This window comes from Rhodococcus sp. IEGM 1341 (assembly GCF_030056895.1).
Lineage (GTDB): Bacteria > Actinomycetota > Actinomycetes > Mycobacteriales > Mycobacteriaceae > Rhodococcoides.
In genome coordinates this window covers 133410-146227 of record NZ_JASHKV010000009.1, presented here as the reverse complement: position 1 = coordinate 146227, position 12818 = coordinate 133410, and the positions used below count along the sequence as shown (strand labels likewise).

Below are 12818 nucleotides of genomic sequence, written 5' to 3'. Positions count from 1 at the left end.
CATGACTTTTGTCATGGCCGGACCGTGACGGTGTCACTGCAGATGATGATGCGCTGCACTGTTTTCGGTGATCCCGGCCCAGCAGACTCGTAGTCATGAAGCAACCAGACGAAGGAAACCTGTTCACCGATCTGATGGAGCTCGGGCCGGCTCCGACGATGGCACGTGAGATCGTCGTCATCGTCATCAGCATCGCGATCGTCGCGGTGCTGTTCGCAATCGTCGGTACGTCGCTCCCGGCGTTCGTCGCTCTCGGCGTCATCGTCGCCTTCATGGGCGTGCGGTTCGTCATCGGACTCCGCCACTGGGAGAAGCAATCATGACCATCATCGAAGTCGATGGCATGACTCGCCGCTACGGTTCGGGCAAGAACGCTTTCGAGGCCGTGAAGGCGCTCGATCTGAAGGTCGCAGAGGGCGAACTGTTCGGCCTACTGGGTACCAACGGTGCCGGCAAGACGTCCACTCTCGAAGTGATTCAGGGACTTTCACGGCCGAGCGAGGGCACTGTGCGGATTCTGGGAATGGATCCGGTGTCCGACCGCCGTAAGGTCCGACCGTCTCTGGGCATCATGCTGCAGAAGGGCGGCCTGCCCCAGGATCTGACCACCGCGGAGAGCCTGCGCATGTGGGCGGGCACGTGCAGCAATCCGCTGCCGACGGACGAGGTGCTGGGGCGCGTCGACCTGGCCGACCGCGCCGATACCCGGGTCAAGTTTCTCTCCGGCGGCGAGCAGCGCAGGCTGGATCTGGCGTGCGCCATCATCAGCCGCCCACGAGTGCTGTTCCTGGACGAACCGACCACCGGACTCGATCCCGAAAGTCGCCGCAACACATGGCATCTGATCCAGGAGCTGAAGAACTCCGGCGTGACGATCATGCTGACGACGCACTACCTGGACGAGGCCGAGTCGCTGTGTGACCGGCTGGCGATCATGCACCGCGGCGCAGTCGTTCGCAGCGGAACGGTCGACGAGGTGGTCGCCGACCATCCGGCGAAGATCGAACTGAAGGCCCCGGGCACGGCGTTGCCGTCACTGCCGGGTACCGACATGGACGTCTCGGGAGACACCGTCTCGATCCGGACGTCCTCGGTACAGGACACGCTCACCGACTTGCTGGTGTGGGCCCGCACCAACGGGGTGACCCTGCACGGACTCGACGCCCGAGCGGCATCACTCGAGACCGTATTCCTCTCCATCGCAGACGAATTCGACAATCCAGACTTCACAGACAAGAAGGTGATGAGCGCATGAGCACGATGACCGCACTGTCACGAGCAGAGTTCACCCTGCTCGGACGCAACCGCGTACTGCTGTTCAACGCGATCGTCATGCCGTTGATCTTCCCCATCGCCCTGCTGATCGTGGGAAGCCGCAGCGACGACGGATTGACCGACGCAGGCGTCGGAGCCGCACTCGAGATCTTCGCGCTGTTCCTGCTGGTGTTCATGGTCTACTACAACATGCTCTCGGTCTACGCCACTCGCCGAGACGAGTTGGTACTCAAACGACTTCGCACCGGAGAGAGTTCGGATGTGCAGATCCTGCTCGGACCGGCCATCCCCTCGCTGATACTGACCGTCGTCCTCGGCCTGATCGTCGGAGCAGTGGTGCTGGCCTTCGGCGGACCCGTTCCCACCAACGCGCTACTGGTCGCGGCCGCCCTGTTCGGCGGTGCTGCGCTGTTCGCCGCACTGGCGTTGATCACGTCGGCGTTCACCCGCAATGCAGAGGCGGCGCAGATCACCAGCTTGCCGGTGATCCTGGTCGCCATGGTCGGCTCCTCACTGCTTCGTGATGCCCTCCCCGACTCGTTCGGCAGGGTGATAGAGCTGACCCCGATGGCCGCGGTCTCGGATCTGCTGAACCTGGGCTGGTTCGGCACCACCACGCCGGGCGACGCGTCCATCGGCTTCGCCGCCACGTTCACCGAAGCCGGCATGCCGCTGCTGGTGATGCTCGCCTGGATCGTCGGCAGCCTCCTGATCGCCCGCACGCACTTCCGCTGGGAACCGCGGTCCTAGATCGCATCTTTCGTCGACCGTCTGCAAGGCTGGAGATCATGAAGTTGCACCAGTACCTCAATCCACTGCACGGCTGGAACGACAGCAGCGCAGTGGACAAGGTGCGCGTCTACACCCGCCAGTCGTTCCTGACGCTCGCCGTCGCTGTCGCCGTCGCCGCGATGCTCACGTCTCTGCAAATTGACGACTATGTGTCGATGGCGGCGCAGGCAGTCTGCGCCGCAGCCACTTTCGTGATCGTGCAGCGCACTCCCGCCATCGGTGGTGTGTCGAAGGCAAGTCCGCGCGTGCCCCTGGTGATCATGGCCGTCTCCGCTGCCGTGGTTGCGTTCAGTGGAGAAGCGAACAACATGCTGTGGGCCGCCGCCCTGGCCACCACTGCCGTCGCAGCCTTGGTCCCGTTGCGGTGGTGCCTGGCGGCCGCCGTGGCGTCTGCTGCGCTCGCGGCGGCTCTGGGACGCTCGGCGATCGAGGCGCTGGTGCTCGGTCTCTTCATCGCCTTTCTTGCCTGCACCCTGCAACTGTCGGCGTGGCTGCTGCGCATTGTCACCGAACTCGATGCCACTCGCGACGCCGCTGCCGCACTCTCGGTTGCCGAGGAGCGTCTGCGATTCTCGCGAGATCTGCACGACGTCGTCGGACGCGCACTCTCCGCAATAGCGGTCAAGAGCGAACTCGCCGCAACGCTGGCTCGCCGGGGTGACGATCGAGCGGCGGGCCAGATGGACGAGGTTCGCATCCTGGCCCAGGAATCCATGGCCGACGCGCGAAAGCTGGTTCGCGGCTACCGATCGGTCGATGTGGCGTCGGAACTCGACGGGGCTCGATCCCTGCTGTCGGCCGCAGGTATTTCCACCGAACTGGTCGGTGAGACCTCGGTTCTGTCCGAGCGCGCGGCCGAGGCCGCTGCCTGGGTGGTCCGTGAGGGAGTGACGAACATTCTGCGCCACTCGTCCGCCACTTATTGTCGAATCGAGTTGACCGACAACAGCATCCACCTGGCCAATGACCACCCGAGTGTATCGTCCGGCCGCAACGACGGCACCGGCTTGAGCGGGTTGCGCGAACGATTGGTCGCCGTCGGAGGAGCGCTGAACACGGAGAAGACGAGCGAGGAATTCACCCTCACTGCGACGTTACCGACATCGCCCCAGAAGCCGAGGACCACACCATGATTCGAGTACTACTGGCCGACGACGAGAATCTGATCCGAACCGCTCTGGCGACCATGCTCGATCTGGAGGACGACATCGAAATCGTCGGGCAGGCCGACTCCGGCGAGAAGGCGTTGACCGTCGCAGCCTCTCTCGCCCCCGATGTGGCCGTGCTCGACCTGCAGATGGGCGGGATCGACGGTATCGAGACGGCCCAGAAGATCGCCGAGACGCTGCCCGCCTGTGCGTCGATCATCGTCACCAGCCACGGTCGGCCGGGCTACCTGAAGAAGGCGCTCGAAGCGGGCGTACGCGGGTTTCTCCCCAAGACCACCTCGGCTGCCACCCTGGCCGAGGTGGTGCGCACCGTGCACGGCGGCGGCCGCTACGTCGACCCGACGCTGGCCGCGGAAGCCATCGGAGCCGGAGACTCTCCGCTCACCCCGCGCGAGGCCGATGTGCTCGAGTTCGCCGCGGACGGCGCGTCGATCGCGGAGATCGCACGGCGGGCCCATCTTTCGCCCGGCACCACCCGCAACTACCTGTCAGCTGCCGCGGCGAAACTGGGGGCAGCGAACCGGCATGAGGCCTGCGCTCTCGCTCGACGCCACGGCTGGATCTGACTCACCCTCATACCTTCGTGCTCACGGCGACAGTATCGAGGGTGGGGAGCCGATGACCGTCTGCGGGTGGCACCACGGTGATCCGCAAATTGTTGTGCCGCAGTAGATACACGGCCGCGAAGAGGCCGGTCGCCAGAGAGATGGCCCCGCCGAACAGCAACGGTGCCCGCGGATCCAAGGCGTCGGCGAGCCAACCGAGAACCGGACTGCCCAGCGGAGTACCGCCGAGGAAACACAGCATGTAGATGCCCATCACGCGTCCGCGCATGTCGGATGGCACCGACATCTGCAGAATGTTCATCGCCGACGTCGTGAACGTCAAAGTCAGGGCACCGGTGGGTATCAGCAGAAGCGCGACGAGCAGGTAGTTGGGCATCAACCCGACGATCAACTCGAAGGCACCGAATGCGATGACGGCACCGATGAAGAGCCGCAGTCGCGGCGCGCTCGCCCGCCGGGCAGCCAGAGTCGCTCCGGCCAAGGTACCGACCGCCAACGTTGTCGAGAGCAGTCCGTAGGCGTCCGCTCCGCTACCGAACGTGTTGCGCGCCAACACCGACAGGCTCAGCGGAAAGTTGAGGCCGAACGTCGAGACCATGAAGACCGTGGCCAGCAGTACTCGTAGATCACCGCGCCCCCAGACGTACCGAAACCCCTCGCGCACCTGCCCTTTGGCGCGTGGGGTCGGTTCGACGCGGAAGAGCTGACCGACGTTCATCGCCACGAGGGCACCGAACACCGCCGCGAACGACACGGCATTGATGAGGAACACCCAGCCGGTGCCGACGAGGGTGATGAGCACTCCGGACACGGCAGGCCCGACGATGCGCGCCATGTTGAATGTCATCGAGTTCAACGCGATCGCATTGGCGAGGGTCTCTTTGCCGACCATCTCGATGGTGAACGACTGCCGCACCGGAGCGTCGATCGCGGACGAGCAGCCGAGGATGAACGCGATGACGTAGACGTGCCACAGCTCGACCATCCCCCCGACGTCGAGCACGCCGAGCACCAGACCGCATACCGCGGCGAAGACCTGGGTGATCATGAGCAGCTTGCGCTTGTCGTATCGGTCTGCCAGGACCCCACCCCAGACCGAGAGGAACAGTGTCGGCCCGAACTGCAGGGCCATGACGATACCGACGGCGAAGCCGTTGCCGCCGGACAGCGTCAGAACGAGCCAGTCCTGAGCAACCCGCTGCATCCACGTGCCGACCAGCGAGACGATCTGCCCCGACGCCCACAATCGGTAGTTGTGAGTCTTCAGGGCGGCGAACATCGTCGAGCCGGAGGTACGGGAAACAGGGGCCACCGTTCAGATAATAAACCTAGGTAACTACTCGGAGTCGCTCACGAGGGCCCCGATGATCGTCACCGCGTCACGGAGTGTGTCGAGCTGCTCGGGTCCGAGGCCTGCGAGCTGCGCGGTCATCCACGCTTCACGGGCGCTGGCCTCGTCGGCGATCAGTTCTCGACCGGCCGGTGACAGCGAGACGATCACCTGCCGCCCGTCGGTGGGATGTGGGGTGCGCGCCACCAGGCCGAGTTCGGCCAACGATGCGATCACCCGCGTCATCGACGGCGGTTGTACCTTCTCTCGCGCGGCCAAAGCACCCGGCGTCATGTCGCCCTCCCGACTCAGCGTGGCCAGAGCCGACAGCTGAGTGAGCGAGACTTGCGAGTCCACTCGCCTACCCCGAAGGTGGCGAGTCAGCCTCACCACCGCAAGCGACAGGTCGCTTGCCAATTCCCGATTGTCCTTCATTACATTTCCCGACGTCACAGCGCAGAGAATACGCCCTGGAACCGACCCTGCATCATGTAACCGCCTCGGTGATGGGTCCGACGGCGAAATATGCGACGAACAGCAACGCCACGATCCACAACAGGGGATGGACCGACTTCGCCCGACCGGAGCCGACGGCGAGTATCACCCAGGTGATGAAACCGACGCCGATCCCGTTGGCGATGGAGTAGGTGAAGGGCATCACCACGATGGTCAGGAAGGCAGGCAACGCGTAATCGAAGCGCCGGAAGTCGATGTCGAGAACCTGCCCGATCATCAGCGCACCCACCACGACCAGTGCCGGAGCGGCCGCTTCGATCGGAACGACGGCCGTGAGAGGGGTGAAGAACATGGCCAACAGGAAGAGCAATCCGGTGACGACGTTGGCCAGTCCGGTACGCGCACCCTCGGCGATTCCGGAAGCCGATTCGACGAACACGGTGTTCGACGACGCCGACGCACCACCACCCACGATGGCTCCGGCCCCTTCGACGACCAGGGCCTTGCCGATGTTCGGCAGTTTCCCGTCCTTGTCCAGTTTCGCTTCCTTGCCCAGACCGGTCATCGTGCCCATCGCGTCGAAGAAGTTCGCGAGCACGAGCGTGAACACCAGCAGGCTGGCGGCGAGCACGCCGATGCGCGTGAACGCTCCGAACAGATCGACGTTGCCCACCAACGACAGATCGGGAGACTGAATCAACTCGGTGGGCAGCTGCGGAACCGACAGGTTCCAGCCCTTGGGGTCGACGCCGCTCGACGGACCCACGTCGGTGACGGCCTCGACGATCGCCGCCAGCACCGTCGTCACCACGATGCCGATCAGCAGACCGCCGCGCACCTTGCGCACCACCAGCACACCCATCAGCAACAACCCGAACACGAAGATCACCGTCGGCCACGACGCGATGGACCCGTCGATGCCGAGCCCGACGGGAACCGTCGTGCCCGCGGCGTCCGGGATGCGGCGAACGAACCCGGAGTCGACCAGTCCGATGAAGGCGATGAACGCGCCGATGCCTGCGGCGATCGCAGCCTTGAGCTCGGCCGGGATCGCGTTGAACACCGCGGTGCGGAATCCGGTCACCGCCAGCAGCACGATGATGATGCCGTCGATCACGACCAGCCCCATCGCCTCGGGCCACGTCACCTGCGGTGCGATCGTCACGGCGAGCAGTGTGTTGATACCCAGGCCTGCTGCGATGCCGAAGGGATAGTTGGCGATGATGCCGAACGCGATGCTCATGAATCCGGCCACCAGCGCTGTCACGGCGGCGACCTGGGCGACCGGCAGGATGTTGCCGAGCACGTCGGTCTTGGCGGCCGCGTCGTCGGCGGAGAAGCTGCCCAGGATCAGCGGATTGAGGACGACGATGTAGGCCATGGCCACGAAGGTGACCACTCCTCCTCGGACCTCGGATCCGACCGTCGAGCCTCGTTCGGTGATCTTGAAGTAGTTGTCGAGTAGCCGCGACGACAATTGCATGAGCGAACGATAAAGCACGCCGAAGCACTTGGGTAACCGCAACGGCGCAGCCGAGACACGCGGCAGTGGCGTAACCTGAGTTTCGTGGCCGACCTCCCCCAGATTCCGCGCAGCCTCACCGATCCGGTGCCTGTGTTGGCGATCGGCATCCTCGGCTGGATCCTCGCGCTGGTGGTGTTCACCGCCACCGGAGGTGGGGGCGGCGACGCACTGGCCACGTGTTGGTGCGGCATCGCAGTCGGTGCCGTGGGGTTCGGAATCTTCCTGATGCAGAGAGCGGCGTCACGTCGCGGGAGCAAAACGGCCCAACGCGGCCTCGATTGAGATCAGAATCACGTTAGCCCGGTCACCACAGGCCTCTGACGTGGGCAAACTAACCCCTCAACCGGTTGAGTAACACAAAGTTAACGTGGACCATGGGTTATGTCAGATAAAACAACCTTTTGATCCACGAAAGCCAGGCCATGAAGCTCGTCTCTCAGTACCGCACTCGCCGCAACCACGTCCGCTCGCTCCGCGCCCTCTACGCACGCGCCAACGCTGTCTCCAGCCCGGCCATGCGCGACGAGCTGCTCGTCATCGCACAGCGCTCGGATTTCTCGCGCTGATCAGCCTGACGGCATAGATCCAACCCAGCCCCCACAGGGCACCGAACACCCAGCCGGCCAGCACGTCCGTGGTCCAGTGCGCACCCAGGTAGATCCGAGAGAATCCGATCAGCAGGGACGCGATCACAGGTAACACGAGCAGTACCGGCCGATGCAGCCACGGAGTGGACGATCGCAGCATCACCGCGATCGCCACCGTGGCAAGCACCATCGACATCGTCGCGTGGCCCGACGGAAACGAATGGCTCGCAATGTCCACCAGCCGCTCCGGAAGCGGTGGACGCTCCCGCGCGAACGCGAACTTCAGCGCATTCATCAGACCCCATCCGGTCAGCATCGCGCCCGCGATCACGACGGCATCCGATCTGCGTCCGACGCGAAGCAACGCAACGACGCCCACCGCGGACAGCAGAAACATCGACACCGTGTTGCCGAGCGTGGTGATGATCCAGAACATCGTCGTGACCCACCCGACTCGATGCTCGACCATCCAGTCCAGGATCACACCGTCAAACCCCACGAGGTCGCTCCCAACTCTCCGTGCAATGGACCGTTCCATCGGCGGTCACCCACCACGGAACTGCTCGATCTCCACTGACTGTTCGATCTCCGCTCACGTCACCGGACAGCCGCACCACGAGTTCGCGATGCACCACCACCCCGCCGGACGGCAGCGGTAATCCCATGACCGCACAGGCCGATACGGCTCCGGGTTCACGATCCCAGGAGCTGACCCGTCCCACTCCCAGCACTTCTCCGCTGATCGCCTCCGACGCAGACCTGATGTCGAGAACGTCGGCCAGGGCCGCAGCGGTAGCCATGTCCGAGAGCACGGCGACCTCCGGTGGTACAACGCTCGCCAGCCACGGGGCGTCGATCACCAGCGCATCCGATGCGTCCACGACTGCGCCGCCGAGCGTGCGGACACGATCCGGGGGATCGATGTCCGAGACCTCGATGCGCCGCTCCACCACAGCGGTGGCGATGAGCGTGTGGGTTCGCGCGATCACCGCAGGGGTCGGACTCCGCTGTGGATCCGACAGCGCTGCCAGCAGCACGCGAGCAGTATCGGCGCTGTCGCAGATCGACGCGCTGAGCACCGCCTGTAGTTCGTCGGCACGCGGATGATCCAGTGGATCGAGCAACCCGGCGAACGTCTCGTCCGACGGTGCCCGAAAGCTCATCGGACGCGAACCATGCACTCGCGCATGGCGTCCGATCCACCACGCGGTGTAGCCGTCCCGATCGGCCAGTGCCGCACGGGTGCTCGGGTCGTCCAACAGTACGGTCAGCGCATCGAACCAGCCGTCCGATCGAACGAGGTCGAGATCGCGAACCGCGAGGAGTGTTTCCGGCTCCTCGGACAGACTCGACCACCATGCGGACTCGTCGTCGAGATCGTGATCCGGCCCGGTCGGCAGTTCGTCACGCACCACCGAGAACCCCCACCCGACGCCCACTGCTCGCAGCGCCCGCTCACCGAACCTGGCCACCACCGCAGGCGCGAGCACACCGAACGGCGAATCCTGTATCAGCAGATCCGCCAACGGCGCTCCGGGAAGCAACAATTCGTCGGCGCTGCGCAATTCACCCTCGTCGTCTTCGAGGGGCAGACCGCCGAGCCAACCGGGTAGTTCGCCCGCCTCTGCCGCCAGCGCGAGCACGGCCGAGACCAGACCGTCGACCTCCTCGCTCTCGTCCCAGTCGAGATCGTCCAGCGCAGCCTCGAGCGCCGGGTCGGTGAGCAGCTCGGTCGCAGTCGCCTCGCGGGCACCCAGACGCGACAGCAGCGGACTCACCGACTCCGGGTGCACCAACCTGACCCAGGTGACCGCAGCCGAGGCGTCGGAGCCGATCGCCGTCGTCCGCGGACCGGTCACCGTGCGACCGTCCGCGAGTGGAACAGGCAGCGCAGCAAGCTCTTCCGCAGCCACACCGTCGACCACGAGTGGGGCCAACGCGTCGAACAGTCGCCGCCACCAACTCGGCTCGCGATCGAGCCCACCGACCATCTCCGCCAGCCTCGCCAACCCGATTCGGTGCACACCCACTGCCGCGAGCGCCGACGCATGTCGTGCACCCGACAGTGATGCGTCGACCAGATCGGGTACGACACCTGTCAGCACCTCGGTGAGTTCCTCGGTGGCGTCGGCGACGACGTTCGCCCGCTCGGGCACCAGATCGCGTCCGTCCACACCGGGAAGCCATGGTGCGCAGGACAATCGGCGCAACACGAGTTCGCGCAGTGCCCCGTCGACCTCGCTGCGAGCGAATCCGACCTCGGGCACGAACGACACCCTGGATGCGGCAGGCAGCGAGGCCACGAAGTCCACGTACCCGTGCGCTACCGCGTCGAACGAGACACCCGGCAGCACGCGTCGCCGATCGGGTTGCATCGGTACATCGGCAATGACCAACGCGGGCAACGACAGTAGCTCGTCCGAACGAGTCGGAGCGCGCAACACATCGGGCGGAGCGGGAACGGGCAGACCGTCGACAACCGGAGCGAGCCAGCGGGCGGCCGGGGTGGCGAACTGCCGCCAGATTCGCGCACCGATCGTGATCTCGGAGGAATGGTCGTCCAATTCGGTTCTGCTGCAGTCGATCACGACGCCGTCGATCTCGATGGAGTTCAACGCCTCCAGTTCGAGCAGCAGGTCGACGGCCTCGTCCACAAATCCTGCCGCAAAAGAATCCGCCGCCACATCGGCTCGCAATGTCAACACGATCTCGGTGTCGAAGCCGTCGGCGGGCGAATCTGCGACAGGCCATGCGAGCCGCAGCACCGGCACGCCGGTGTCAGGCAAGGGCAGGCCTCGCTCGCGCAGCGCCTCGAGCGTGCGCTGTTCGCTGAACGCCACGCCGCCGCCACGGGAACGCAGCTCGATCTCGTCGGACACCGAACGCACTGCGGTGAACCCGACCCCGAACTGCCCGACGCCAGGATCCGTCGAGCCCTTGGCCGAGGCCCGCAGCGCCGTGAGGGCGTGCACGCCCGAGACATCGAGCGCTGCACCGGTATTGGCGACATGCAGAGCACCGAACTCATCGGTCCACACAGCCAGCCGACCCGGGACGCCGGCGCGCTGCGCGGCGTCCGCCGCGTTCTGCGCCAGCTCGGTCAACAGACGATCGCGGTAACCCCCGCGCACCAGATCGGACTCGGACGCCGAATCCTCCCGAAGCCGGGTGGGAGAAGAGCCCCACGCCGCGAGAATCGACTCCCGCAGCGACGCGGTGTCGAACGGATCGATCAGCTCGGAGATGCCGAAGCTTCTTCCTGCGCAGCAAGATCGGTGGCACTCGACGCATCGTCGGCGACGGGTTCGGCCTCGTCGACCGCAACGACCTCGTCAGCCGACTCTTCGGAGGCAGCCTCTTGTGGAGGCACCGACGCCTCCGGGACAGCCTCGTCCGTGTCGGCCTTCTCGACGCCGTCGGTCGTCTCGGCAACAGCAGCCGGCTCGACCGGGGCGACCGGCGAGGCGATGACGTCGAGTGCCGCGTCGTCGTACGGCTCGAATTGCGGCGATCCGGCTCCGGTGGGGAGTTCGGTGTCCGAATGCGCTCCGCAGCCGTACTCGGCGTGCACCACGTGTCCGTCGGCCGCGAACTCGTTGCCGCACACCCCGAATGCGGCGGACATCGACCCGGCGATGGGGAGGTAGAAGCCACACAGCCCGCAGGTCGACGGCGCAGCCTTGGCCATCTCGGTATCGGGGCCGAAGTCGCCGTCGTGCCAACGCTGGGCGGCGTCGAGGCGTCCTTCGAGGCTGATGACCTTGCTTCGGCCGAGGCCGATCTCGCCCGCCACCTCGTCGATGGCGGGGTCACCGGATTCGACGTACCCGGGAACGAGCCGGGGATCGTCCTGGCGCGGAGACAGCAGATCGCCGGGGCCCAGGTCGCCGGGACGGATGCGCTCGTCCCAGGGCACCCAGGTCGGTGCCACGAGAGCGTCGGGGCCCGGCAGCAGAACCAGCTCACTGACCGTGGCGTGATCCGCGTCCTCCGGGGCGGCGACCACGACGGCCCACTGCCATCCGCGGTACCCCTCGAGATCGCTGGCGAACCGGTGCGTGGCCGCGCTGGCGTCTTCGGCGGTGACCCCGAGGTACTCGCCGATACCGCCCTCTCCCAGGTCGAGCAGAGCCTGCCGCGCGAGGTCCACGGCATCGGCCAAGACGGGGCGGATGGAATCGAGCTCTGGAGAAGATACGAAACTCACACATTCAGTTTGCCGCATCGACTCGGTGACGCCCAGTTCGGGCTGCCATCATGGGTGCAATGACCGTCCGTGCTCGCACCTACGCTGCCCTCGTGGCCTCGCTGCTGGCCGTGTCCGCCTGTTCGTCGACGACGCAGCCGACCCCGGTGACGTCCGACTCGGTTCCGACACTGACCACCGCGATCCTGCGCGAATACGACCGTGGCAACGACGCCTTCACTCAGGGCTTCGAGATCGACGGCGACGTGCTCTACGAGGGCACCGGATTGGAAGGCTCCTCGTTCGTCAGGCGGACGTCGCTCGAGACCATGACCGAACTCGATCGCGTGGATCTGCCGTCCGACCTGTTCGGCGAAGGCATCACCGTCGACGGCGACACGCTGTGGCAGATCACCTGGCAGGACGGTGTCGCGATCGCCCGAGACCGGGACACTCTGACAGAACGACGCCGAGTGAACTACGAGGGCGAAGGCTGGGGGCTGTGCACGCAGACGCCGGACAACCGCCTCGTCATGAGCGACGGCTCGTCCACCCTCACCTTCCGCGACCCCACGTCGTTCGAGGCCGAGGGCACCGTGAACGTCACACTCGACGGCAATCCGGTGGAGCGCCTCAACGAACTCGAATGCGCCGACGACGGATCGGTGTACGCCAACGTGTGGCAGACGTTCGACATCATGCGCATCGACCCCGAGACCGGCGCGGTGACGGCCGTCATCGACGGCACCCCACTGTGGGATTCGATGTCGGACTCCCAACGAGGGGGTGCCGACGTGTTCAACGGCATCGCACAGATCCCCGGCACCGACCGGTTTCTCGTGACCGGCAAATACTGGCCCACGATCTTCGAGGTGCAATTCACCGATACCGCGTCGGTAGGACAGAATTGACACCGTGACCGATCCACGTCT

14 protein-coding genes are annotated in these 12818 nt (G+C 65.5%); 8 read left to right on the top strand and 6 right to left on the bottom strand.

From position 1 onward, the window contains the following. Positions 1-95: 95 nt before the first annotated feature. The 5 genes from QM615_RS18690 to QM615_RS18670 are packed head-to-tail and all read left to right on the top strand — an operon-like array spanning position 96 to position 3802. A complete protein-coding gene (locus QM615_RS18690; protein WP_176460371.1) occupies positions 96-323 on the top strand; it encodes a hypothetical protein in 228 nt (75 codons plus the stop codon). Next, the gene (locus QM615_RS18685; RefSeq protein ID WP_149405041.1) at positions 320-1255 is read left to right on the top strand and encodes an ABC transporter ATP-binding protein; all 936 of its coding nucleotides are present in this window, start codon (positions 320-322) and stop codon (positions 1253-1255) included. Before QM615_RS18690 ends, QM615_RS18685 begins: the two co-directional genes overlap by 4 nt. Beyond that, positions 1252-2025, top strand: coding sequence for an ABC transporter permease (locus QM615_RS18680; protein ID WP_283347729.1), 774 nt, complete (start codon positions 1252-1254; stop codon positions 2023-2025). Before QM615_RS18685 ends, QM615_RS18680 begins: the two co-directional genes overlap by 4 nt. Before the next feature lie 38 nt (positions 2026-2063). Next, positions 2064-3200, top strand: a complete 1137-nt coding sequence (locus QM615_RS18675; protein WP_149405039.1) for a sensor histidine kinase — start codon at positions 2064-2066, stop codon at positions 3198-3200. After that, the gene (locus QM615_RS18670; protein WP_094639381.1) at positions 3197-3802 is read left to right on the top strand and encodes a response regulator transcription factor; all 606 of its coding nucleotides are present in this window, start codon (positions 3197-3199) and stop codon (positions 3800-3802) included. Before QM615_RS18675 ends, QM615_RS18670 begins: the two co-directional genes overlap by 4 nt. 7 nt (positions 3803-3809) lie before the next feature. Here QM615_RS18670 and QM615_RS18665 read toward each other — a convergent pair whose 3' ends face one another. From QM615_RS18665 to QM615_RS18655, 3 genes are read right to left on the bottom strand one after another with little or no spacing between them, the layout of a single operon-like run. Next, positions 3810-5081, bottom strand: coding sequence for an MFS transporter (locus tag QM615_RS18665; protein ID WP_149405587.1), 1272 nt, complete (start codon positions 5079-5081; stop codon positions 3810-3812). A 57-nt stretch (positions 5082-5138) separates the two neighbouring features. Continuing rightward, positions 5139-5567, bottom strand: coding sequence for an Rv0880 family HTH-type transcriptional regulator (locus QM615_RS18660; protein ID WP_037188786.1), 429 nt, complete (start codon positions 5565-5567; stop codon positions 5139-5141). A gap of 52 nt (positions 5568-5619) precedes the next feature. After that, entirely contained in the window at positions 5620-7071 is a 1452-nt protein-coding gene (locus QM615_RS18655) for an NCS2 family permease (RefSeq protein ID WP_149405038.1), read from the bottom strand. Positions 7072-7155: 84 nt separating this feature from the next. Here QM615_RS18655 and QM615_RS18650 point away from each other — a divergent pair, with 84 nt between their 5' ends. Further along, entirely contained in the window at positions 7156-7395 is a 240-nt protein-coding gene (locus QM615_RS18650; RefSeq protein ID WP_082898832.1) for a DUF2530 domain-containing protein, read from the top strand. A gap of 140 nt (positions 7396-7535) precedes the next feature. After that, a complete protein-coding gene (locus QM615_RS18645) occupies positions 7536-7679 on the top strand; it encodes a hypothetical protein (protein WP_156516107.1) in 144 nt (47 codons plus the stop codon). On the opposite strand, the gene QM615_RS18640 is transcribed toward QM615_RS18645, so the two are convergent. The 3 genes from QM615_RS18640 to QM615_RS18630 form a co-directional block, all read right to left on the bottom strand. Then, entirely contained in the window at positions 7648-8199 is a 552-nt protein-coding gene (locus QM615_RS18640; protein WP_188078532.1) for a phosphatase PAP2 family protein, read from the bottom strand. The genes QM615_RS18645 and QM615_RS18640 overlap by 32 nt on opposite strands. Continuing rightward, positions 8189-10831, bottom strand: coding sequence for a sacsin N-terminal ATP-binding-like domain-containing protein (locus tag QM615_RS18635; protein ID WP_502941892.1), 2643 nt, complete (start codon positions 10829-10831; stop codon positions 8189-8191). The genes QM615_RS18640 and QM615_RS18635 overlap by 11 nt, the downstream gene beginning before the upstream one ends. Positions 10832-10932: 101 nt before the next feature. Next, the gene (locus QM615_RS18630) at positions 10933-11925 is read right to left on the bottom strand and encodes a DUF3027 domain-containing protein (RefSeq protein ID WP_149405034.1); all 993 of its coding nucleotides are present in this window, start codon (positions 11923-11925) and stop codon (positions 10933-10935) included. 41 nt (positions 11926-11966) lie between these two features. On the opposite strand from QM615_RS18630, the gene QM615_RS18625 reads away from it, so the two are divergent. Continuing rightward, complete coding sequence (locus QM615_RS18625) at positions 11967-12797, top strand: glutaminyl-peptide cyclotransferase (RefSeq protein WP_410482220.1); 831 nt, start codon at positions 11967-11969, stop codon at positions 12795-12797. Positions 12798-12818 lie beyond the last annotated feature (21 nt).

Excerpts from the sequence above, each read along its gene's own strand:
- QM615_RS18675 (WP_149405039.1), top strand. The coding sequence starts at position 2,064 with ATGAAGTTGCACCAGTACCTCAATCCACTGCACGGCTGGAACGACAGC.
- QM615_RS18625 (WP_410482220.1), top strand. The coding sequence starts at position 11,967 with ATGACCGTCCGTGCTCGCACCTACGCTGCCCTCGTGGCCTCGCTGCTG.
- QM615_RS18685 (WP_149405041.1), top strand. The coding sequence starts at position 320 with ATGACCATCATCGAAGTCGATGGCATGACTCGCCGCTACGGTTCGGGC.
- QM615_RS18690 (WP_176460371.1), top strand. The coding sequence starts at position 96 with ATGAAGCAACCAGACGAAGGAAACCTGTTCACCGATCTGATGGAGCTC.
- QM615_RS18630 (WP_149405034.1), bottom strand. The coding sequence starts at position 11,925 with ATGCGGCAAACTGAATGTGTGAGTTTCGTATCTTCTCCAGAGCTCGAT.
- QM615_RS18680 (WP_283347729.1), top strand. The coding sequence starts at position 1,252 with ATGAGCACGATGACCGCACTGTCACGAGCAGAGTTCACCCTGCTCGGA.
- QM615_RS18670 (WP_094639381.1), top strand. The coding sequence starts at position 3,197 with ATGATTCGAGTACTACTGGCCGACGACGAGAATCTGATCCGAACCGCT.
- QM615_RS18665 (WP_149405587.1), bottom strand. The coding sequence starts at position 5,081 with ATGTTCGCCGCCCTGAAGACTCACAACTACCGATTGTGGGCGTCGGGG.
- QM615_RS18645 (WP_156516107.1), top strand. The coding sequence starts at position 7,536 with ATGAAGCTCGTCTCTCAGTACCGCACTCGCCGCAACCACGTCCGCTCG.
- QM615_RS18660 (WP_037188786.1), bottom strand. The coding sequence starts at position 5,567 with ATGAAGGACAATCGGGAATTGGCAAGCGACCTGTCGCTTGCGGTGGTG.
- QM615_RS18655 (WP_149405038.1), bottom strand. The coding sequence starts at position 7,071 with ATGCAATTGTCGTCGCGGCTACTCGACAACTACTTCAAGATCACCGAA.